Source organism: Desulforapulum autotrophicum HRM2, assembly GCF_000020365.1.
Taxonomy (GTDB): Bacteria; Desulfobacterota; Desulfobacteria; order Desulfobacterales; family Desulfobacteraceae; genus Desulforapulum; species Desulforapulum autotrophicum.
The window spans coordinates 293052-315088 of sequence record NC_012108.1 but is presented as its reverse complement, the minus strand read 5'-3'; the positions used below and the strand labels follow the sequence as shown (position 1 = coordinate 315088).

The 22037-nt window shown below is 51.6% G+C and carries 23 protein-coding genes; 16 read left to right on the top strand and 7 right to left on the bottom strand.

Going from position 1 to position 22037, the window contains the following annotated elements; all coding sequences use genetic code 11:
- Positions 1–15: 15 nt before the first annotated feature.
- From HRM2_RS01300 to HRM2_RS24845, 3 genes are read right to left on the bottom strand one after another with little or no spacing between them, the layout of a single operon-like run.
- The gene (locus HRM2_RS01300) at positions 16–1413 is read right to left on the bottom strand and encodes an HD-GYP domain-containing protein (RefSeq protein WP_012662638.1); all 1398 of its coding nucleotides are present in this window, start codon (positions 1411–1413) and stop codon (positions 16–18) included.
- Positions 1410–2225: a 16S rRNA (adenine(1518)-N(6)/adenine(1519)-N(6))-dimethyltransferase RsmA gene (rsmA, locus tag HRM2_RS01295; RefSeq protein ID WP_232364165.1), complete on the bottom strand. Its 816-nt coding sequence runs from the start codon at positions 2223–2225 to the stop codon at positions 1410–1412. The genes HRM2_RS01300 and rsmA overlap by 4 nt, the downstream gene beginning before the upstream one ends.
- Before the next feature lie 35 nt (positions 2226–2260).
- The gene (locus tag HRM2_RS24845; protein WP_012662636.1) at positions 2261–2803 is read right to left on the bottom strand and encodes a DUF2062 domain-containing protein; all 543 of its coding nucleotides are present in this window, start codon (positions 2801–2803) and stop codon (positions 2261–2263) included.
- Between the two features lie 246 nt (positions 2804–3049).
- On the opposite strand from HRM2_RS24845, the gene HRM2_RS01285 reads away from it, so the two are divergent.
- The 7 genes from HRM2_RS01285 to minE all read left to right on the top strand — a co-directional run bounded on the left by HRM2_RS01285 (position 3050) and on the right by minE (position 10312).
- A complete protein-coding gene (locus HRM2_RS01285; protein WP_012662635.1) occupies positions 3050–3499 on the top strand; it encodes a hypothetical protein in 450 nt (149 codons plus the stop codon).
- Positions 3477–6488 (top strand): insulinase family protein, encoded by a 3012-nt coding sequence (locus HRM2_RS01280; RefSeq protein ID WP_012662634.1) that lies wholly within the window; start codon positions 3477–3479, stop codon positions 6486–6488. The genes HRM2_RS01285 and HRM2_RS01280 overlap by 23 nt, the downstream gene beginning before the upstream one ends.
- Before the next feature lie 5 nt (positions 6489–6493).
- Complete coding sequence (locus tag HRM2_RS01275; protein ID WP_012662633.1) at positions 6494–7156, top strand: response regulator; 663 nt, start codon at positions 6494–6496, stop codon at positions 7154–7156.
- Positions 7157–7183: 27 nt separating this feature from the next.
- Positions 7184–8329, top strand: coding sequence for a response regulator (locus tag HRM2_RS01270; protein ID WP_012662632.1), 1146 nt, complete (start codon positions 7184–7186; stop codon positions 8327–8329).
- A 162-nt stretch (positions 8330–8491) separates the two neighbouring features.
- A complete protein-coding gene (locus HRM2_RS01265) occupies positions 8492–9178 on the top strand; it encodes a septum site-determining protein MinC (protein WP_012662631.1) in 687 nt (228 codons plus the stop codon).
- Positions 9179–9234: 56 nt separating this feature from the next.
- Complete coding sequence (gene minD, locus HRM2_RS01260; RefSeq protein WP_012662630.1) at positions 9235–10035, top strand: septum site-determining protein MinD; 801 nt, start codon at positions 9235–9237, stop codon at positions 10033–10035.
- A gap of 10 nt (positions 10036–10045) precedes the next feature.
- Entirely contained in the window at positions 10046–10312 is a 267-nt protein-coding gene (gene minE / locus HRM2_RS01255) for a cell division topological specificity factor MinE (protein WP_012662629.1), read from the top strand.
- An 8-nt stretch (positions 10313–10320) separates the two neighbouring features.
- Here minE and HRM2_RS01250 read toward each other — a convergent pair whose 3' ends face one another.
- The 4 genes from HRM2_RS01250 to hisS are packed head-to-tail and all read right to left on the bottom strand — an operon-like array spanning position 10321 to position 14787.
- Positions 10321–11142, bottom strand: a complete 822-nt coding sequence (locus tag HRM2_RS01250) for an HD domain-containing protein (RefSeq protein WP_012662628.1) — start codon at positions 11140–11142, stop codon at positions 10321–10323.
- A 6-nt stretch (positions 11143–11148) separates the two neighbouring features.
- Positions 11149–11730, bottom strand: a complete 582-nt coding sequence (gene xpt / locus HRM2_RS01245) for a xanthine phosphoribosyltransferase (protein ID WP_012662627.1) — start codon at positions 11728–11730, stop codon at positions 11149–11151.
- The gene (gene aspS / locus HRM2_RS01240; protein ID WP_012662626.1) at positions 11727–13517 is read right to left on the bottom strand and encodes an aspartate--tRNA ligase; all 1791 of its coding nucleotides are present in this window, start codon (positions 13515–13517) and stop codon (positions 11727–11729) included. Before aspS ends, xpt begins: the two co-directional genes overlap by 4 nt.
- Positions 13510–14787, bottom strand: coding sequence for a histidine--tRNA ligase (gene hisS, locus HRM2_RS01235; RefSeq protein ID WP_012662625.1), 1278 nt, complete (start codon positions 14785–14787; stop codon positions 13510–13512). The genes aspS and hisS overlap by 8 nt, the downstream gene beginning before the upstream one ends.
- Positions 14788–14973: 186 nt before the next feature.
- Here hisS and panB point away from each other — a divergent pair, with 186 nt between their 5' ends.
- From panB to pstB, 9 genes are all read left to right on the top strand, one after another.
- Complete coding sequence (gene panB / locus HRM2_RS01230; protein ID WP_012662624.1) at positions 14974–15765, top strand: 3-methyl-2-oxobutanoate hydroxymethyltransferase; 792 nt, start codon at positions 14974–14976, stop codon at positions 15763–15765.
- On the top strand, positions 15762–16637 hold the full coding sequence (locus HRM2_RS01225) for a Rossmann-like and DUF2520 domain-containing protein (RefSeq protein ID WP_012662623.1): 876 nt from the start codon (positions 15762–15764) through the stop codon (positions 16635–16637). The genes panB and HRM2_RS01225 overlap by 4 nt, the downstream gene beginning before the upstream one ends.
- A gap of 79 nt (positions 16638–16716) precedes the next feature.
- Complete coding sequence (locus HRM2_RS01220; RefSeq protein WP_012662622.1) at positions 16717–17037, top strand: Hpt domain-containing protein; 321 nt, start codon at positions 16717–16719, stop codon at positions 17035–17037.
- 6 nt (positions 17038–17043) lie between these two features.
- Complete coding sequence (locus HRM2_RS01215) at positions 17044–18165, top strand: PP2C family protein-serine/threonine phosphatase (protein ID WP_012662621.1); 1122 nt, start codon at positions 17044–17046, stop codon at positions 18163–18165.
- A gap of 2 nt (positions 18166–18167) precedes the next feature.
- Positions 18168–18629, top strand: a complete 462-nt coding sequence (locus HRM2_RS01210) for an ATP-binding protein (RefSeq protein ID WP_012662620.1) — start codon at positions 18168–18170, stop codon at positions 18627–18629.
- A 77-nt stretch (positions 18630–18706) separates the two neighbouring features.
- A complete protein-coding gene (locus tag HRM2_RS01205; protein WP_012662619.1) occupies positions 18707–19522 on the top strand; it encodes a PstS family phosphate ABC transporter substrate-binding protein in 816 nt (271 codons plus the stop codon).
- Entirely contained in the window at positions 19522–20412 is an 891-nt protein-coding gene (pstC, locus tag HRM2_RS01200) for a phosphate ABC transporter permease subunit PstC (RefSeq protein ID WP_012662618.1), read from the top strand. Before HRM2_RS01205 ends, pstC begins: the two co-directional genes overlap by 1 nt.
- Positions 20413–21267, top strand: a complete 855-nt coding sequence (pstA, locus tag HRM2_RS01195) for a phosphate ABC transporter permease PstA (protein WP_012662617.1) — start codon at positions 20413–20415, stop codon at positions 21265–21267. It begins immediately after the preceding gene.
- Positions 21267–22028, top strand: coding sequence for a phosphate ABC transporter ATP-binding protein PstB (gene pstB / locus HRM2_RS01190; protein ID WP_012662616.1), 762 nt, complete (start codon positions 21267–21269; stop codon positions 22026–22028). Before pstA ends, pstB begins: the two co-directional genes overlap by 1 nt.
- The last annotated feature ends 9 nt before the right edge of the window (positions 22029–22037 follow it).

Below are 22037 nucleotides of genomic sequence, written 5' to 3'. Positions count from 1 at the left end.
TTATATTTTCTTCTTTTATGTTGTTATAGGCTGAAGGTAGGAAGGAAGACGGTCGCAAACCTCCAGGGGTGTCTTAACGCTTCTTCGGTTGTCTACCTTTAAATCTTCACTGATGCTTTTGTCACCCATGTCCATGGGATCGGGTTTGGAGGTTAGGGTGTTGCCCTGAATATCGGTAAAGGCAATCACCAGGGGACCTTGACTCTCAAGCACGTATGCCAGCTGGCCGTTTCTGAGAAAGACAATGCTTCCCGGCGGATAAATCCCAATGCTTTTTACAAAGGCATGGAGCACATACTGGAGAATGGGGTCTTTTTTGGCGTATTTTCTGAAAATCTCCGTTACCACGTTGATCTGGTTGAACGCCTCTTTGTAGCAGCGTTTAGATGTCATGGCGTCGTAGATATCGGCAAGCTTGGCAATCTTGACATGGATGGGGATGTCCCTTGGATGGTCCCCTTCAGGATAACAGCGCTCTTCTCCTATAAAAATCGGCGCATGGTGATTTTTTACAATGCTGCGGATATAGGAATTCCTCAACCGGTTCTTTTCCAGAAGTTCGGCACCAAAATCAAAGGAATGGCGTTTAATCAGTTCAAATTCATCACTGGTGAGCTTGCCCGATTTGTTGAGCACCTTGTCAGGCAGCATGACCTTGCCGATGTCATGGAGAAAAAACCCCATGGAGATCTCTTCTAATTCTTCGCGATGGTAACACCGGTATGAATTGTCTACCCTGCTTTTTTTTTTTGCAAAAGGATCGTAGGCCTCATGCTCCCCCACAGAGAGAAAGTCGTTGACTGCAGCGCTGAAGCTATTGTTGAACCGGTTTAAAACAGCTGTTCCAATGGCGCAGACATTGACCGAGTGGTTGTACAGGTAGTCGTCGTAGGAAAAGATCTCCTTGGTCAGGTAGGAAAAAGGATTGTCCGTGACGGTGAGAAATTCAACAAGGTCTGAGACATGGGTTTGAACCTCGTCATAGTCAAACTGGCCACCGCTCTCCTGGATCTGGCCAAGCACCCGCTTGATGCTATCCTTTGCCTCATCGTATTTCTGGGCGGCAACGGTTTTCAGGTCTTCGATCTCCTTAAGACGCCGTTCAATGGTGCCGACCCCGGCAATCGGGGCAGGGCGCTTCGCCTTTGTTCGTTCGCCCCCCATGGTGCCATTTCCCTCAATTTTGATCTCATTGCCCTGGGCATCCCAGACACCGCCCTCACTTCCCGAAGTGGGCAGGGAACTGATTCCCTTTTCCATGAGGATCTCAAGGGTTTTGACCTTGTCAACAACCACGTCCTTGTCAAGGAGCAGGACCCCATGGTCATTGTAAACATCCACCCCTGTTTTCACCCTGCCGCCCTGGACTATGATATGAATGAGATCTTCAATCTTTATCTGACGATTGCTCATACTTCCTCCGAACCATGCATGGACCACAGGGCGTCTGACAGTCTTGAATACTCTTCGACGCTAAGGGTTTCCGCCCTTCTGACTGGGTCTATTTCAGCTGTTTCAAGAATTTTTGCCGACACTTTTGTATCGATGTCAAGCTCACCACCGGCAAGGGAATTCCTCAGGGTTTTTCTTCTTTTTGAAAACGCCGCCTTGATGACTTTGAATAAAAAGCGTTCCCGTTCTCCTGAATAGGGAGTTGTTTCAAAAAAATTCACCTCGATCACCCTGGAGTCCACGGCAGGTTTCGGGAAAAAAAGGTGGGGCGGAAGATCTGCAATCTTTTTGACGGTTGAGCAGTACTGCATCACAACGGACAGTCGACCATAATCCCGGCCTCCAGGGGATGCGGATATTCTTTCGGTAAGCTCCTTCTGAAACATAAGAACGGCCCGTTTGATGAGGTGGCGGTTTTCCACGAGCATGAAAAGCACCTGGGATGAGATGTTGTAGGGAAGGTTACCGATAACAATTATCTTCTCCCCCCGAAAAAGGGTATTGAGATCCTGGTGCAGGATGTCGTTGTTGATCAGTTCGACGTTCTCAATGGATTCCCTTTTAAGCTCCTCCATAAGAATCCCGGCAAGCCGTGTGTCCTTTTCAACGGCCACCAGATCCCGGGCCAGTTTTGCCGCAGGTATGGTCAAAGCCCCTAGACCAGGACCGATCTCAAGGACCCGGTCCTGATCTGAAATCCCTGCCTTGGTGACGATCATCCGGGCCGCATTGGGGTCGCTGAGAAAATTTTGGCCAAGTTCTTTTCGTGCCATGAGTTGCTGTTTTTTCAACAATATTCCAGGATAGGTCATAGGGTCCCTTGGGTTTTAATTTTTTTTTGGCGGTGGAGTTTCTTTACAAAATCTTTGGTCACAAAATAAGCAATAATCCCGCATGGGATACCAAGAAGGACTCCCCCTGCAATCATTGCAAAAAAAAGTTTCAGACGGGTATGAAAGAAATCAACAAAAACATGAATTTGCTCTTTTAAGGGGATGCCACTCTCCATGGCTGCCACCAGGGCCTTGACCGTTTCCGCATCCCCGAGCCTGTTTCCAAACAGTACAATCCCCAATTTGTAGCAGGCAATGTACAAAAAGACCACGGTAAAAGGATTGCTGACCCAGACCCCGATGATGGCCGCAGGACGACTTGCCCCGAGCAGGTAGGCCATTGCAACGGCAATCACGGTATGAAAGGGAATAGTGGGGGTGATGGACACAAATACACCAATGGCCATGCCAAGGGCTACATAATGGGGATTTCCCTGGAGTTCCCGGACCCGGCTCAACATCTGGTCTACCTGCTGGGCAAGCTTTCCTCGTTCCTTATTTTTCTGCTCGTTTTCCACGTTTTTTGCCTGTTTTCAAAAAAATTACTACTTGACTTTCATTTTAACTGCAAGTAATTGTAATTAGATATAGTATATCCTATATCTATTTTGGTTATTATTTTTTAATGCATATGTGCAGAATTTGCAAATGCGAAATTTTTTTATTCTTGGACATCCCAGTCTAATTACAACTGTTGTTCAAGTAAAAAGCCAAGGATAGCTGCTGTTTAATTATCATCCGGTTATAGATCAAGGAGGCGCATCATGACTCATTGGAGAACACAGGGGGGGACCTGGGAAGGACTGTTAAAGCAGTTCCTCGAAGGGTTTGAGATTCCCTCAATAGAGGATATCAAAGGGTTAATGCAACGGGTTGATCGATTGGAGGCCATGGTCGAGGCCATGGCGAACAACGACAAGAACGGAGCGTTCCCTCCACGATCGAAAGAAACAGCCCAGAAACCGGCGGACGATCACTCCTGGGAAGCCCCCCCCTCCGACAAGGTACCGAAAAAACAGCCCGAAAAAATAGGAAGAGGCCATGCAGGAGAAATTGTTCTCAGGGTTATTGCAGACCATCCCAAAGGGACAGATTTTAAGACCATACGGGCGGCAACAAACTTTGACGATAAAAAATTACGCAATATCATTTTCCGACTGGACAAAACTAGTAAAATAAAAAGGGTAAAACGTGGGATCTACAAAAAAGTTTAACATTGACCGGCAAGGCCTGAAACAGGGTGACACCATTGGCAATTACACGGTGACCGCCATAGAACCTCTGGAAGAAATTGACAGCACCCTGTTTCAACTTGTCCATGGGCCAACCGGGGCACGGCATGTTCACATTGGCAACCACGACAGGGAAAACACTTTTGGGGTTGCCTTTAGAACCGTCCCCGCTGATTCCACGGGGGTTGCCCATATTCTGGAACACACGGTGCTGTGCGGCTCTGAAAAGTACGGTGTCAGAGACCCCTTCTTCTCCATGCTCAAACGGGGACTTTCGACCTTCATGAACGCCTTTACGGCATCTGACTGGACCATGTACCCCTTTTCCACCCAGAACCGTAAAGATTTTTACAACCTCATGGATGTGTATCTGGATGCAGCCTTTTTCCCAAAACTGGATTCCTTGAGTTTCAAACAGGAGGGACACCGCCTGGAAGTCAAGCCGACCCAGACACCCGGCGAACCAAAGGAACTCATCTACAAGGGGGTTGTGTACAATGAAATGAAGGGTGCCATGTCCTCCCCCAACCAGATCATGGGCAGATCCCTGGTTGCGGCCCTTTATCCCGATACCACCTATAGCAACAATTCCGGAGGAGAACCCCGTGAGATACCGACCCTGACCCACGAAGCCCTGCGTGCCTTTCATGCAAGGTTTTATCATCCCTCCAACGCCTTTTTTTACACCTATGGAGACCTCCCCCTGGCCGATCACCTCAGTATTATTGAAGACAAGGTGCTGGCCAGGTTTACACGGATCGATCCGGATTCCACCGTTTCAGCCCAACCCCGGTGGGACAGACAGACAACGGCCAATGCCCGCTACCCCCTTGCCGGGGATGAGAATCCTTCCAACAAATTTCAGGCCTGCGTGGCCTGGCTTACCGCCGATGTGAAAGACTCGTTTGAGATCCTGGTCCTGAGCGTACTTGAGCAGATACTCCTTGGCAATGCCGCCTCTCCCCTTCGCAAGGCCTTGATTGATTCCAATCTCGGTTCGGCCCTGAGCGATGGCTCAGGCTTTGACCCTGACATGCGTGACACCATGTTTGCCTGCGGTCTCAAGGACGTTGCAGGGGATGCAGCCCCAAAGGTTGAACAATTAATCTTTGAAACCCTTGGGCAGCTGGTTGAAAAGGGTGTTGACCGAACCATGGTGGCCTCAGCCATTCATCAGATCGAATTCCACAAAAAAGAGATCACCAACACCCCCTATCCCTTTGGCATCAAGCTGTTGCTGTCGTTTACCGGCCCGTGGATACACGAAGGTGATGTCCTCTCCTGCTTGAATTTTGACCATGATCTTGAGCGGTTGAACCGGGAGATGGCCATTGACGGTTTTTTTGAAGGCAGAATCAGGCGATACTTTCTGGATAATCCCCACAGGGTCCTTTTTACCCTTGTGCCGGACCAGGAGATGGAAAAGACCGAGGAAGAGCAGACCCGCAAAGAGCTTGCTGCCACCCTTGCAGCCCTCGCTCCTGAAAACCTAGCCCGCATCGAAAAAGATGCCGCAACCCTTGCCCACCTTCAGGATGCCAGGGAAGACCTTTCGGTTCTTCCCACCCTGGAGATCTCTGATATACCCCCGGATATTGAGGCCATAAAACCTGACCAGGTAGAGGGGGTCACCCGTTCAACAGCCTATAACAAGCCCACCTCAGGGATTTTATACTTCTCCTGCCCCACGGGTCTTGGGGCCCTGCCTGAACGGCTGTTTCCCCTGGTTCCCTTTTTCTGCCAGGCATTCACAGGTGCTGGAACGGCCCTGAGGGACTATGCCGAGATGGCAGAACGTATGGACCTTTACACCGGGGGCATTGGCCTCACACCTGTCAGCGGTACGGGTTTTGGCCAGGTCGGGGAATGTCTCCCCTTTGTGACCCTCCAGGGAAAGGCCCTGGACCGGAATGTTTCAAAACTGTTTGAAATCATCACGGAGTTTGTATCCAAGTATAAATTTACCGATCACACCAGACTGAAGAATCTGCTGGTGCAGTACAAGTCGTCCCTGGAGGGTTCCATTGTTGCAAGCGGCCACAGCTATGCTATCTCCCTTGCAGCCCGGACCCTGTCCATTGCAAGCCATCTTGCGGAGATGTGGCACGGCATCCACCAATACCACTACATCAAGGGGCTCTGTGAACGGCTTGAGGATCCAGCAAAGGAGAAAGAACTCTTCACTGACCTTGAACGTGATCTTTCCACCATGGCGGATCTTCTGTTCAAGCGCGAGAACCTGAGGCCTGCCATTGTCGGGACTCCTTCATCCCTGATTGTTGCGGACCGTTTGATCGCTGCCATGGTCGACGCCCTGCCTGTAAACCACGGGGACCAGCTCCTGCCCCCCCACATCCCCCTTGACAAGGGCCTTCCCTTTGAGGGATGGATAACCAGCACCCAGGTGTCATTTGTGGCCCAGGCCTTTACCACGGTGCGCATGGGCCATGCGGACGCACCAGCCCTGGCCGTCATTGCCAAGATGCTGCGATCACTCTATCTCCACCGGGAAATCCGGGAAAAGGGCGGGGCCTATGGTGGATTTGCCACGTATTCCACCCAGGAGGGAACATTTTCCTTTGGCTCTTACCGTGATCCCAACATCCGTCGAACCATAAAGGTTTACCAGGATGCCTGTGGCTTTATCCTGGGCGGGGACTACACGGAAGACGATATCAAGGAGGCAATACTCCAGGTTTGCGCGGAAATCGACAAGCCCGAAACCCCTGGACCTGCTGCCATCAAGGCCTTTTACAGGGATGTCCTCATGCTGACCGACGAGAGAAGAAAACAGTTTAAATCGGCCCTTCTGCTCCTTGACAAGCCCAGAATCCAGGCCTGTGCCGAACGGTATTTCAAAACAGCAGAAACCAGCAAGGGAACGGCTGTTATTTCGGGAAAAGACCCCCTCATGGCTGCCAATGAGAATCTTGCCCCCGGCCTCCCTGAATTTGAAATCCACAGGATCTAAACCCCATGCCCCCCCGCATCCTCATAGCAGATGACCATGCCATCGTTCGGGAGGGGCTCAGGGTTCTCCTGGAGAGAAAAGGGCTTGAAGTTCCCTGGATGGCTGAAAACGGACGCCAGGCCGTCTGTTTAGCAGTGAAATTCAAGCCCGATATTGTAATAATGGACATCACCATGCCCAATATGAATGGTTCAATTGCAACAGAAAAAATCATGCAAGCCCTTCCCAGAACCAGGGTAATTGCCCTTTCCATGCACGCCGACAGGCGTTACATAGACAGGATGTTCAACGCCGGTGCCATTGCCTATGTGCTCAAGGATTCTGCCTTTGCGGAACTTTTTGATGCCATCCAGGCTGTTGGCAGGGGCAAGTATTACATCAGCCCATCCATTGCAAAAACCCTTGCTGACAGCTGTACATCTGCCCCGGACACCCCCCAGAAATGTCCTTTTGGTCGGATTTCTCCAAGGGAACGAGAGGTCCTCCAGCTCATTGCCGAAGGCGTCAAAACAAGGCAGATTGCAGAACGGCTGTTTGTCAGTATCAAAACGGTGGAAGCCCATCGGAGAAATATCATGAACAAACTCATGATCAGCAGCGTAGCAGGGTTAACAAGGTTTGCCATCCAGGAGGGCCTGGTTTCACAGGGGAAATGGCATGACTTTTGAACAACAAGCCCACAACAGGAGAAACGTATGACAATGAGGCGTATGAAAGAAGGAGAGATTGTTGAAATCACAACCTTGACCGAAGGAATTGCCCACGAATTCAACAATCTTCTCATGGCCATACAGGGACGGGCCAGCCTTGTTATCAAGGACCTGCAACCATCCCATCCCTTTTACGACCATTTGTCCCAGATTCTGCAAACCGTTCATAAAGGAACAGTATTTACCAGCCAGCTTATCGGATATGCCAGGGCAGGAAAATACCAAGTGGCACCCACGGACCTTAACGCCCTTGTTCTCTCGTGTTTTAAAAAGCTTTCCCTGTCCGACAGGAAGATCCATGGGCAGACAAACCTGGACGGCACCAAACTGTTCTGCAACGTGGACAAACGCCAGATGCGCCTGGTACTCATGAACGTCCTTGAAAATGCCGTTGCCGCCATGCCCAATGGTGGTGAACTTACCGTTTCCACGGTGTCAGAATCTATCCTAGAGAATCCTGCCCAGCGCCACGATCTCATTCCCGGACAATTTGTCAGGATAACCATCACGGATACAGGTGTAGGCATGGATGAATCCACACTCCATAAGGTGTTTGACCCATTTTTTACCACTGAAACCCGAAAGGATGCTCATGGGCGGGGGCTCGGACTTGCCGCCTGCCATGGCATCATCCTCAACCACAAAGGTGCCATTGACGTGTGGAGCACCAAGTATGAAGGAACCTCGTTCACCATTTTGCTGCCCCAGTTTGAAGGGCCCGAAAATTTTGACCTGGAAGAGGGGATCAGAGATCTACCCATGGGGTTTGAAACCATTCTGTTTGTGGACGACGATGAACTCATCCTGGAAATGGGACGTCATATGCTCGAGGATCTGGGATACCGGGTGATTACATCAAACAGCGGTGCCAATGCCATTGAAATTTACACCTCCGGCGAAGACTTTGACCTGGTGGTTCTGGACATGATAATGGACGATATGGACGGCCCTGAAACCTTCCGGCGTCTCCAGGCCATTGACCCGGATGTCAAGGTGCTCATCTCAACCGGGCATACCATTGGCACTCCTGCTGAGAGCATGCTTGCATCCGGGTGCAGAGGATTCATCCTCAAACCCTTTACCATGGCCGCCTTTTCCCGCAAGCTAAGGGAAATTCTTGACCCCGGTTAGTTGTCCACCCGAACCACCCGGGGCAGGTTAAAACCGCCCCGGGGTTTATATTACTTGACACCTTATCCCTCTTTTTTTATAGTCTTTTCCATACTGTACCACACTGCTGCTCCGACCATGGGCCAGGACATATAAAATTAGAGTTAACAATGGAATCAATTCATGGTAGTTGAGGACAATCCTCCAGTTAAACTAAAAGGCGTAGGGGATGGATTCTGGATCACCCTGGATCCGTCAATGCCGGAATCCATTTTAAAAGAGGACCTTGTTAAGCTGTTTGAGCGCCTCAGACACCTGGCCATAAATGCCAGGGTTGTCATTGACATTGGCGGGGCAAAGGGATACGACGGTCTGGTGCAGAACCTGAGCAGTTTTCTGAAAACCAGGTTTGACGTGGGAATTGTTACAACCCCTCCAGAAAAAAGATCCATACCTGTGGAGCGTATCCGCCAGAGGGATTTGAATCGGGGGTGGACCAGCCACAGAAGTGAGGTACTCATGCTCAGGGGCAGGGTAAGATCCGGTCAGAAAATCGAGGCAAAAAAACATGTTCTCATCACGGGTGATGTCAACCCCGGTGCCCAGATTACAGCCGGTGGTGATATTCTGGTCATGGGCAGATTGCTTGGCCATGTCCACGCCGGATATCCGAAAAACGCCACCGCCATTATACTGGCCCTGGATTTCAGACCCTCCCAGGTTCAGATCGGTGAATATGTGGTATCAGACCTGGACGCACAAAAAACGGACAGGGTTGAATTTGCATCCGTGGTTAATGAGGGTATCCTTGTTCAGGATTACCTGGGTGTCAATCCATTTGGACGACTTCCCTGGCCCGAAGTGGTCTAGGCATAAAAACAAGGCTTCTGCCGACTATATCGGCAGGCAATCACAAGAGGTGTGACGTGGAAGGTAGAATCATCGTAGTAACATCGGGAAAGGGCGGCGTGGGTAAAACCACTGCCACCGCTTCCATTGGTGCCGCCCTTGCCCTGGAGGGAAACAGAGTCGCCGTCATTGACATGGATATCGGACTCAGAAACCTGGATGTGGTCCTTGGGCTTGAGAACAGGATTGTCTTTAACATCGTGGATATTGTCAATGGGCGCTGCAACATAAGACAGGCTGCCATCAGGGATCGCAGAATCGAAAATCTTTTTCTCATTCCCGCCTCCCAGAGCGACAACAAAGATGTGCTGACCGCAGCGGGTGTTGAACGGATTGCCGTGCAACTCAAGCAGGAGTTTGACTATATCATCATGGATTCACCGGCCGGTATTGAGCGTGGATTTGAAAATTCCGTTACAGCCGCAGACGAGGCCCTTGTGGTCTGTACTCCGGATGTTTCCGCCGTCAGGGATGCAGACAGGGTCATAGGACTTCTCTACGCCCGATCCATTACACCCAAGCTTATTGTCAACCGTATCGTACCTGCCATGGTGGCACGGGGAGACATGCTCAGCCATGAGGATGTCATGGAGATCCTTTCCATTGAACTTGCAGGGCTTGTGCCCATGGACGACCAGGTGGTGATATCAACCAATACGGGTGTCCCCCTTGTGATGCGCAATGAGTCCAAGGCCGGCCAGGCCTTTCGAAGGATCGCAAGAAGGCTTAACGGCGAAGCAGACCTTCCTGTGGAGGTGCCTGGGGCTAAGACGGGAATATGGAACAGATTTACCCATAAACTTGGGTTGAGAAAATAAGGAACAGTCCATGCTGAACGCACTGATCAGAAAATTCACCGGCCATAAACCCAGCAAGGATGCTGCCAAAAAACGGCTTCAATTCGCCCTTGTTTATGATCAACTTGAGGTAAATGACGACACTTTGACCAACCTTCAAAACGACATAGTGGAGGTCATTTCAAAATATTTTGAGATTGACCGTTCCTCCCTGCAGCTTGAGGTGAAAAAGGATTCTGACACCTCAGCCCTGGTGTTTAACACCCCCATTCTCTGCGTCAGAAGGCATCGTTCCTGACCTTGTTATCAGGAAAAAAGTTCGGAATAATCGCTCCTCAGGCGTGCTGCCAGACGCTTTCCTGTCTCAAGCCCCACGTCAATAAAGCCGGGTCCATAGGCTTTACCCGTATCCGTCCGGAAGGTATTCCGGATCTGGGCAAGTTTTTTCATACCCCCTGGAAAATGTTTTAAAAAATCAGCCAGGGGGATCTTGGCAAAGACAACCATGTCCCAGACCGTATGGGTAAAATTGTCTGGACCCCACCTGAACTTGTCTGCATCGTACAGGGCATCGGAGATCAATTGAGGAATTAATCCGGTCGTTGATTCCGGACCGGAATCTGATCTGTGATTCCTTGATTTAACCGGTTTGCCAAGACCGATATTTTTCTCCTGGAAGGCCTCATGGTTACCGATGGCGTTACACACGATTTTAATCTCCAGGGCTGTGAGATCAAATCCTTCGGTGGTAAGCAGATTTTCAGCAAACAATGCACCTTTCTGTGCGTGCTTTTTCTCCTTGCGTTTGATGTCATGGAGCAGTCCTGCCACCTGGACAAGCACCATGGCCCTCATCATTTCCGGCGCACCCGGGCTGAGCCCCATCTCGATCTGGACAATGGCACCTGCATCAATGGCCACAAGCTCTGAATGGAGCATACCGTGGCCAAAATCATCGTCCAGCAGGGGGATAATCCGCGTCTTAAGCCCCGTCAGCAGGGGGTGGGTATGCAAAAGATCTTTTGAGCGGGCAATCTCACCCTGAAACAGGGTGCAGAAGGCCGGCCGGGGAAGGGCTGCCACAATTTTTCTGGCCATATTGCGCAGATCTGTGTAAGTGGCTTTCATATGGATTTACAGTACCGTAAAAGACCTGCCCGAGTCAACAAGATCCACCCTGGCAAGTGCGATAACCGGCACATTAAACCGGTCAAGGCGTTCTCTGCCGTTTTCAAACACCTTTTCAATGATGCAGCCGATGGCCATGAGTTTGGCACCGCTCTTGTCCACGATGGCGCACAGGGCCTCCAGGGTGGATGCCGTTGCAAGAAAATCATCCACAATAATCACCCGGTCCGAAGGTTCAAGGTATCTCGATGAAATGTAAAGGGTGACATCCTCCCCCTTGGTTCGGCTTCTGGCAGACGCCTCAAAAAGAGGATCGTTCATAAAGGCAGGCCGTCGCTTACGTGCAAAGACCATGGGGATGTCCATGGCCTGGGCCGTCACCAGGGCCGGGGCTATACCGCTCACCTCGGCCGTGACGATTTTGGTTGCCCCTGCCACCCCCTGGGCCCTGAATTCCTCGGCAAAGGCCTTGCCCATTCGTGTTGAAAACCCCGGTAAAATCTGGTGATTAATGAAACCGTCGGCCTTGAGTATCCCGTCACCAAGATACTCGGCCTTGGATTTTATAAGATCCCTGAGTTCTTTCATTCTTCTATGTTCACAACCCGGATGGACAGTTCCTGAAGCTGGGCTGGAGCAGCCTTGGAAGGCGCCTCGGTCAGCAGGCAGGTGGCACGCTGGGTCTTGGGAAAAGCAATAACGTCCCGTATGGATTCCTCCTGGCACAGGAGCATGACAAGGCGGTCAAACCCAAAGGCAAGCCCTCCATGGGGTGGGGTACCCGAGCCCAGGGCATTAAGAAGAAAACCAAATTTATCGTTCGCCTCTTCTTTGCCGATGCCAAGGGTGTTCAACACCTTTTCCTGGAGTTCCGTGGAATGGATACGGATTGATCCGCCGCCGATCTCAATGCCGTTGAGCACCATGTCATAGGCCCGTGACCGGACGTTCAGGGGATCTGTGTCGAGTTTTTCAAGATCCTCTTCCAGGGGGGCGGTAAACGGATGGTGAATGGCCTGGTACCGTTTTTCTCCCTCGTCGTACTCCACAAGGGGAAAATGGGTGACCCATACAAACCGGTAGGTGTTGTTGTCAATGAGTTCAAGGCGGCGTGCAAGCTCGTTTCTGAGCTGGCCAAGGGCCTCGTTTGTAATTTTGGGGTTGTCTGCCACAAAGAAAACAATATCATCCTTTTCCATGTCAAGGCGGACTTCAATGGCCTTTTTTTCATCGTCAGTAAAGAACTTTGCAATGGGCGACTGCCAGGTGCCGTCCGCTTTGACCTTGACCCAGGCAAGGCCCTTGGCCTTGTAGATGGCGGCAAAGTCGGTCAGCTCATCAATCTGTTTTCGGGTAAAGTTGGCGCACCCCTTGGCATTGATGGCCTTGACAAGCCCCCCTTTTTTAACCACACTTGCAAACACCTTGAATCCGGTATTTTCCACAAGGTCGGACAGGTCGTTGAGCTCAAGCCCAAACCGCATGTCCGGCCGGTCAATACCGAACCGGTCAATGGATTCGGCATAGGTGATCCGTTGAAAGGGAAGCTCAAGATCAATGTCACGAACCCGTTTAAATACCGTCTTGATGAGCCCTTCGGTAATCTCCATGATCTCGTCCTCACCCACGAACGACATCTCCATGTCTATCTGGGTGAACTCAGGCTGGCGGTCGGCCCGGAGATCCTCGTCCCTGAAGCAGCGGACGATCTGGTAATACCGGTCAAAGCCACTGATCATGAGCATCTGTTTAAAGAGCTGTGGACTCTGGGGCAGGGCATAAAACTGGCCATGGTTCACCCGACTCGGCACAAGGTAATCCCTGGCGCCCTCTGGAGTGCTCCGGGTGAGAAAGGGGGTTTCAATGTCCAGAAAACCAAGATCATTGAGATAGTCCCGAACGGCCCTTGACGCCGTGTGCCTTGCAATGATGTTCTGCTGGAGCTTGGGCCGCCTCAGGTCAAGGTGCCTGTATTTCAATCGAACGGTTTCCGACGCCTCGATTCGATCTTCGATCTGAAAGGCAGGGGTTTCAGCCCGGCTTAAAATCTTCAGTTCATCAACCAGGATCTCGATCCCACCCGTGACCATCTTGGGGTTGACCATGTCGTCGGGTCGGTTTACCACCCTTCCTTTGACCCCGAGCACATACTCGCTCCGGATGGTCTGGGCCTTGGCATGGACCTCGGGGTTGACCTCGGGGTTGAAAACGATCTGGGTGATGCCTTCCTTGTCCCTGAAATCGATGAATATCACACCGCCGTGGTCCCTGCGGCGCTGGACCCAGCCCATGAGGGTCACCTCAGTGTCAACATCTGTAACCCTTAATTCGCCACAGGTGTGGGTTCTTCTCATATCTCCAAGTAAATCAGTCACGTAGTGTTCCCTCGTTGGTTAAAATTTTAATGACCTCATCGGTGGGGTCTTCCAGGCCAAGCGTCACCTGCTCCCGGGTCTTCATATTCCTGAGCACCGGGGCGTTCTTGTCCGGCTGCCTGTAGTCCAGAATAAGCGCATGGCCTGCATTAAGTTTGTCTGCCCTTTTCATGAGGCTCTTAAGGCTTTTGCCATTGTAGTCGGTTTCGCTCCGTATACCCACAAGATTCAGACGGGACGAGCACAGGTAAGCCTTCTCCATGGCCCCCGGACCAAGGGGAATGATGAACAGATCAGGTCCCCTTGGTGCTGGACAACCCTTTAACTGGGCCATCACCTCGGCAAGGCGATCAAGCCCGATGGCAAACCCGATGGCTGGAACCTCCGGCCCTCCAAGCTCTTTTATGAGGGCGTCGTAGCGACCACCGCCGGCAACGGCGCTCTGGGCACCCAGGGCCGTGGTCTGGATTTCAAAGGCGGTTCTTGAGTAATAATCAAGCCCCCTGACCAGGGTCTTGTCAACCAGAAAATCCACCCCCTGTGCTTTCAGGGTAGCCTTGACCGTGGTAAAATGGTCGGAACAGTCGCTGCACAGATGATCCAGGGTGGTGGGGGCATCCTGCATGGCCTCCCTGCACCCCGGGACCTTGCAGTCAAGGGTTCTCAGGGGGTTTTTGTCCATGCGCCGTCTGCAGTCGCTGCACAAACGATCCTGTTTTGATACCAGAAATTCGGTCAAGGCCCTGTGAAACAGGGGTCGGCACTCCCGGCATCCTAAAGAATTCAGGTGGGCCGTAAGGTCGGTCAGCCCCAGCCGTTTGAACAACTCATTCAACAACAGGATAAGCTGGGCGTCAATATAGGGGGATGCAATGCCAAAAACCTCGGCATTAATCTGGAAGAACTGGCGGTAGCGACCCTTCTGGGGGCGCTCCCTTCTAAACATGGGCCCCATGGTGTAGAGCTTCTGGATGGGGTCTGCGGCATACATTTTATGCTGGATATAGGATCGAACCACGGAGGCCGTAGCTTCGGGTCGAAGGGTGATGTTCTCTCCCTTGCGGTCGGGAAAGGTGTACATCTCCTTTTCAACAATGTCGGTGACCTCGCCGATGCTCCTTGCAAACAGCTCTGTTCGTTCAATAAGGGGGAGCCGTATCTCCTGGAAGCCAAAATCTTCAAACAGCTGTGACGCCGCCCGTTCAATGGTCTGCCACAGGGGTGTCTCCCCTGGCAGTATGTCTCTAAAGCCTCTGATCGTCTGTATCATTATATTGTCTGTAGTCTGCCTAAAAAATTAAGTTCAAATATATCCAATGAAAATAAACCTTTTTTATACCCAAACGGGACGCTTTTAGTCAATAGTTAATTGGAATAGGGGTTGAACCTGGCTAAAATTAGTGGTATCAGAAATCATTAGATATTAACCATTCAATGCGAGGTTGGAAGGAGAGATATGCAGCCCAGGGTAACCACCACCACTCTATTCAAGATGAAGCAGGAAGGCAAAAGAATAACAGCGTTGACCGCCTATGACCATCCATTTGCAACCCTTGTTGACGCAGCCGGCATCGACATCATCCTTGTGGGTGATTCCCTGGGCATGGTGGTCCAGGGAAAACAGACCACCCTGCCCGTGACCATGGATGAGATCCTCTACCATACCGCCATGGTGACAAGGGCCTGTAACCGTGCCATGGTTGTCGGAGACATGCCTTTCATGTCCTATCAGAGCTCCATTAACCAGGCCGTTGACAATGCCGGCCGTTTTCTCAAGGAGGCCGATGCCTCGGCTGTAAAACTTGAGGGAGGGGCCGATGTGTGCCCGGTGATCCAGGCCATTGCAAAAGCCGGCATACCGGTCCAGGCCCACATTGGCCTCACCCCCCAGAGCGTTCACCAAATGGGTGGATTCAGGGTTCAGCGGGATGAGGAGAGGCTGGTGTCCGATGCCCTCAAGGTCCAGGATGCAGGTGCTTTTTCCGTTGTACTCGAAGGCATTCCATCGGATATCGCAGGAATCATAACAAAAAAGCTTGATATTCCAACCATCGGCATCGGCGCCGGCCCTGGGTGCGACGGACAGATTCTGGTTCTCCACGATATGCTCGGCCTCCATGACAGGCATCTGCCAAAATTTGTACGTCAATTTGCTGATCTTCGAACCCAGGCAGCCAGGGGCCTTGAACAATACAGGGACGCGGTCAGGAACGGATCTTTTCCGGCAGAGGAGCATGGGTACAAATGAAACCCGGAATCTCAATCATTGGCTGCGGGCGGGTGGGAACGGCCCTTGCCGTTTTCCTTGCCCAGGCGGGATACCCCCTGGCAGGACTTGCCAGTAAGCGCATCTCCTCTGCCCGGAATGCAGCAACCCTTGCAGAAACAGGTCAGGTTTTTGAACATATAACGGACGCGGCAAAAAAGGGAACCATCCTTTTCATAACCACACCGGACGATGCCATTCAGGGTGTTTTTGACACCCTTGTTGAAAAAAAAGCGCTGATGCCGGGCACCCTGGTCTTTCACTGCAGCGGGGCATTGTCCTCGTGCATCTTTTCCACGGTTGCCGGTGTTTCCAGGGGGTCCATCCATCCCCTCCAGAGCTTTACAGCCCATGAACCCGGACAGGCGTCTCCGTTCAAGGGGGTCAACATGTCCGTTGAAGGAGACGATCCTGCTGTTGCTGAGGGAACAAGGATCATTGCGGCCCTTGGCGCAATGTCCTTTACCATCCCCACCCAGGCAAAAACCCTTTACCATGCCGCAGCCGTGGTTGCCTCCAACTACCTTGTTACGGTCGAGCACTTTGCCGTGGAACTGTTAAAGCAGACAGGGCTGTCCGACACCAGGGCCTATGCCATTCTTGCCCCCCTCATCCACGGTACCCTGACCAATATCAGCCGCAGGGGCACCCAGGCAGCCCTGACCGGACCGATTGCAAGGGGAGATGCCGACATTGTTGCGGCCCACATGGCAGCCCTGAAGGACAAACGGCCTGAAGACCTGGAACTATACCGAATCCTTGGCCAGTACACCCTTAAACTTGCAGAGCAGGCCACCCCCCTTGACCCTGAAAGCCGGGCCCGACTCACCGCCCTTTTTAGTCAGGATGCTTGACTTTGCCTGACTGATCCCGATAAAATGAGAGCATCATGTTTCGTATGAATCCAATTTTTTACAGGAGCATTGAGCATTCATGGATTTTAAGGCAATGGCATCAAAGCTTGGCTTTAGCGAAGCAGATTTTATTGAACTGGCACAGCTCCTTGTCACGACCTCCAGATCAGAACTTTTAACCGTTGAACAGGGAATCGCCAACGAATCCAGCGCGACTGTTGCAAAGGCGGCACATTCCATCAAGGGAGCCGCCGCCAACCTGGGGTTTACCCATATCGCAGCCATGGCCAAGGAGTTGGAAAGCCTGGCCGTTCAAAAAAAATTCCATAAAATAAGGTCAACGGCGGCCGACTTGGGGGCGAATCTTGATGCGATCCAAAAAGTTGCGGAGGGATGTTGAATCACCATGGAACTAAAGTCGGTTTTTACCATTCTTGTTGTTGACGATAACCTTGTAAACCTCAAGTTCATGGAAATGACCCTGTCGAAAGAGGGATACCGGGTGATCACCGCAGACAACGGGACCAGTGCAAAAACCATTGCCGTGGCAGAGAAACCAGACCTCATCCTTCTGGATATTCAGATGCCCGGTGGAGACGGATTTGAGGTAATTCGTTTTTTAAAGGAAACCCCCGGAACCTGCACCATCCCGGTTATTTTTCTCACAAATATGACCGATGTGGATTCAAAGCTTAAAGGTTTTGATCTGGGGGCCGTGGATTATGTCACGAAACCCTTCCATCCCCTTGAAGTCCTTGCCAGGGTGGCGACCCACCTCAAACTTTCCATTGCAACCAATTCGTTGGTTGCCAACCAGGCCAGACGACTCCGGGAAATCACCGAAGCCCAAAACGAAATGCTTCCCCTGCCCGAAGATTTTCCCAGGGCAAAATTCGGAGTTTACTACAGGGCACTCCACGAGGCCGGGGGGGATTTTTACGATATCCTCAACATTTCGGACCATATCACCGGTTATTTTGTTGCCGATTTTTCCGGCCATGACATCAAGTCAAGCTACATGACCGCTTCGATCAAGGCACTGCTGGCCCAGAACAGCAAACTGGTCTATTCACCCCTTGAAACCATGAAGATGATAAACGATGTTCTCGTTGAAATTCTATCGGAAAACAAATACCTTACCGCATGCTATGCCCGTTTGAATCATGCTACGGGCAACCTTTGCATCATCAGTGCAGGACACCCCCCCGTGGTCCATGTTCCCGCAACCAGAAACCCGGAAATTATAAATATGGACGGCGATATCCTCGGGATGTTCAAAGACGCAAGGTTCGGTATACATCGCAGGAAACTCGCACCCGGAGACAGGTTCTTCATCTATTCCGACGGTCTTGTGGAATCTGTCAAACAAAAGATCACCTGGACCACGGGGGCCAAAGGTCTGCTGGCAAAATTCGAAGCGATCAGGAACGTCCCCCTTTCAGAGGCACCTTCGGCCCTTGTTCAAAACATTTTTTCTGGTGGTGCAGAACCTGAGGACGACATTGTGGTTCTGTGCGTGGAGGTGTGAAAATGCCTGACACCTTTCACCGGAGGATCACAGCCCAAAGCGTTACCATCACCTTCAGTTCCACCCTGGAAAACATTGACCGAATCTGTGGGGAGGTGTCCCGATTTCTCAATCAGAACTTTAAAGAACTGGCCGAACATTTTTTCGCCATCGACCTTGTCATACGCGAAGCCCTTACCAATGCGGTCCGCCACGGCAACAATCTTGACCCCGCAAAAAAGGTAAAATTCTTTTTAAAGATAACCAAAAAAAACCACATCCAAATCATTGTTGAAGACCAGGGCCAAGGGTTTGACTGGCAAACGGCCAAAAACTTCCCCCCTGGTGACGACAATGATCACGGCAGAGGTCTTGCCATTATGACCGCCTATTTCTCCACCTGCGGCTACAACAAAAAAGGGAATCGCCTGGTTCTCGAAAAAAAACTTCCCCCTATTTTTAACACCCCGCCAACACGCTCCTAATAATTCCCTAACATAATCCGGGTAGGATCCATCCCAGTGGAATCACTGAAGCCTAACCTGAAATCAAAGGAGTAAAAATGAAAACCGGTATTAAATCTATTATTATTGGTGTTTGCATGGCCATGGTGGCGGCAATTCCGGCCCTTGGCGAAGAGCTCGTACTCAAGGGCTCCACAACCGTACTGCCCATTGCCCAGAAGGTGGCCGAAGCTTATATGAAGCTCCATCCTGACATAAAGATTTCCCTTTCCGGCGGCGGTTCCAGCAATGGAATCAAGGCCATTCTTGACGGTACCGCAGATATTGGAAATGCCTCCCGCTTTATTAAGCCAAAGGAGGTCAAACTCGCCACCACCAAGGGAATATATCCAGTTCCCCACAGAATTGCCCTTGACTGCATTGTGCCGGTGGTCCATTCACAGAATACGGTCACGAACCTCACAACCGCACAGCTGAAAGAGATCTACCTAGGCAAAATCAAAAACTGGCAGGAGGTGGGTGGAAAGGACATGAAGATCGTTGTCATCTCAAGGGACACCTCGTCCGGCACCTTTGAGGTGTGGGAACACCTGATTATGAACAAGGAAAGGGTCGTTCCCAGTGCCCTGACCGTTCCCTCCAATGGGGGGCTTGTCCAGGCCGTGGCATCCACTCCCGGCGCCATCGGCTATATCGCCCTGGGATATCTGAACCAGGAGGTCAAGGCCCTGTCGGTAAACAGCATTCCTGGAACGCCTGAAACCACGAGGAATGGCCAATACTCGATCTCACGGCCCCTGTTCATGTTTACCAATGACTGGCCCAGGGGAACAACCGCTGATTTTCTAAACTACCTGCTATCGACTAAGGGACAGACACTGGTCGAAGAGGTGGGAAGCATAACGGTTTACTGATGCCGAAGCAACAAACCAGCGAAAAGATAGTGCAACGCGCCTTCATGGGGGTTGCACTGTTTTCCATCACGGCACTGTTCCTGATCATGCTCTTTCTTGTCCTTGAGGGAGTTCCCATTTTCAAGGAAATCTCGTTGAAAGAGTTTGTTTTTGGTCTTTACTGGTATCCAACCTCGGATCCTGCCGATTTTGGCATTTTCCCCCTGATTGTGGCGTCGTTCCTGGTAACCTTTCTTTCCGGGGTGGTCTCAATTCCCCTGGGGGTGATGACGGCGATTTATCTTGCAGAGATTGCCCCTGTAAGAACAGCGGAGATTGTCAAGCCGGTGGTGGAACTCATGGCCTCCATGCCATCGGTGGTAATCGGTTTTTTCGGCATGGTGGTGGTGGCCCCATTTATACAGCGAACCTTTGACATCCCCGTGGGTCTAAACCTCTTTAACGCTTCACTCATGCTGGCCTTCATGTCCATCCCCACCATTTGCAGCATTTCCGAGGATGCCATTTTCAGCGTGCCCCAGGCGTTGAAAGAGGCTTCGTTTGCCCTGGGAGCCACCCATTTTGAAACCATTCACCGGGTGACACTTCCGGCATCCCTGTCCGGCATCTGCACGGCTGTCATTCTTGGCATGTCAAGGGCCATTGGAGAAACCATGGTGGTTCTCATGGTGGCGGGCGGAGCTGCCATGTTACCCGGTTCTTTGTTTGATCCGGTTCGACCCATGCCGGCCAGCATTGCCGCTGAAATGGCTGAGGCGCCCTTTGGCAGCGAACACTACCATGCCCTTTTTGCAACGGGTCTGGTGCTCTTTATATTTACCTTTGTTTTTAACCTGATTGCCGATTATATCTCATCCCGGTACCGTCAGGTCGGGGAGGCATCTCTGTAAATGAATACACGAAAGATCGTTCAAGGCGTTGGTTTTTTCAGTCTACGGCTTGCAGCCCTGGTCAACGGAACGGCCCTTGCCATCATCGTATGGTTCATGGTCTCCCGGGGGTGGCGGGCCATTTCATGGTCTTTTCTGACAATGCCTCCGACAGATTCCATGACCCGGGGGGGTATTTTCCCCTGTATTGTCGGCACCCTGTGCCTCATGGGGGTCGCCCTGGTGGTGGCCCTGCCCGTGGGGGTGGCCTCAGCCATTTACCTCAACGAGTATGCCGCCCAGGGCAGATTTGTACGGATCATTCGCCTGGGTATCAACAACCTTGCAGGTGTACCGTCCGTGGTTTTTGGCCTGTTCGGACTGGCCTTTTTCTGCATTGTTCTCAAAATGGGGGTCTCGGTCATCGCCGGCGGACTGACCCTGGGACTCATGACACTTCCGGTGATCATCGGGACCTCGGAAGAGGCCCTTAAATCCGTTCCCAAGACCTATCGGGAGGCGTCCCTGGGGCTTGGCGCAACAAAATGGCAGACCATTTACAGGGTTGTTCTTCCGTCTGCCTTTCCCGGCATCATCACAGGCGGGATCCTGGGCCTGAGCCGGGCCGCCGGGGAAACAGCCCCCATCATGTACACGGGCGCTGTTTTTTTCACGCCGGAGCTTCCAGGATCTCTCTTTGACGAGGTCATGGCCCTTCCCTACCACATCTATGTGCTTGCAACGGCAGGGACAAACATTGCCACCACCCGCCCCCTTCAGTACGGCACTGCCCTGGTGCTCATTGCCCTGATTTTTGGAATGAACCTCGGGGCCATCCTCCTTCGCACGAGAATCAGAAAGAAAATGAGGTTATAATGGATCATCCGATTAAAATGTACGCAAAAGGTCTGGATTTCTTCTACAGCGGATCCCAGGCCCTTTACAATATATCCCTTGAATTTCCCGAAAAAAGGGTCACAGCCCTGATCGGGCCTTCCGGGTGCGGAAAAAGCACCTTTCTCCGGTGTCTTAACCGAATGAACGACCTCATCCCGGGAACCCGGAGCCGTGGGGAGATTCTGCTCGAAGGCATGAACATCTCCGACCCAACCCTGGATGTGGTCTCCCTCCGGCGGAGGGTGGGAATGGTGTTCCAGAAACCCAATCCCTTTCCAAAGACCATCTTTGAAAATATAGCCTATGGCATGCGGGTCAACGGCATCAAAGACAAGGCCCTGATAGCAGAACGGGTTGAAACCAGCCTGAAACAGGCCGCCATCTGGGACGAAGTCAAGGAAAGGCTCAACGAATCCGCCCTGGGCCTTTCAGGCGGTCAGCAGCAGCGTCTGTGCATTGCCAGGGCCCTTGCAGTGCAGCCCGAGGTACTTCTCATGGATGAGCCTGCCTCGGCCCTTGACCCCATTGCCACCCAGAAAATCGAAGAGCTCATCATCAGCCTGTCCCAGCATCTCACCATTATTATTGTAACCCACAACATGCAGCAGGCGGCAAGGGTGTCTGATATCACGGCTTTTTTTTACATGGGAAAACTCATTGAAGTCAACAACACAGACGCCCTTTTTACAAAACCTGAATTAAAACAGACTGAAGAATACATCACCGGCCGTTTCGGCTGAAGGAGACAC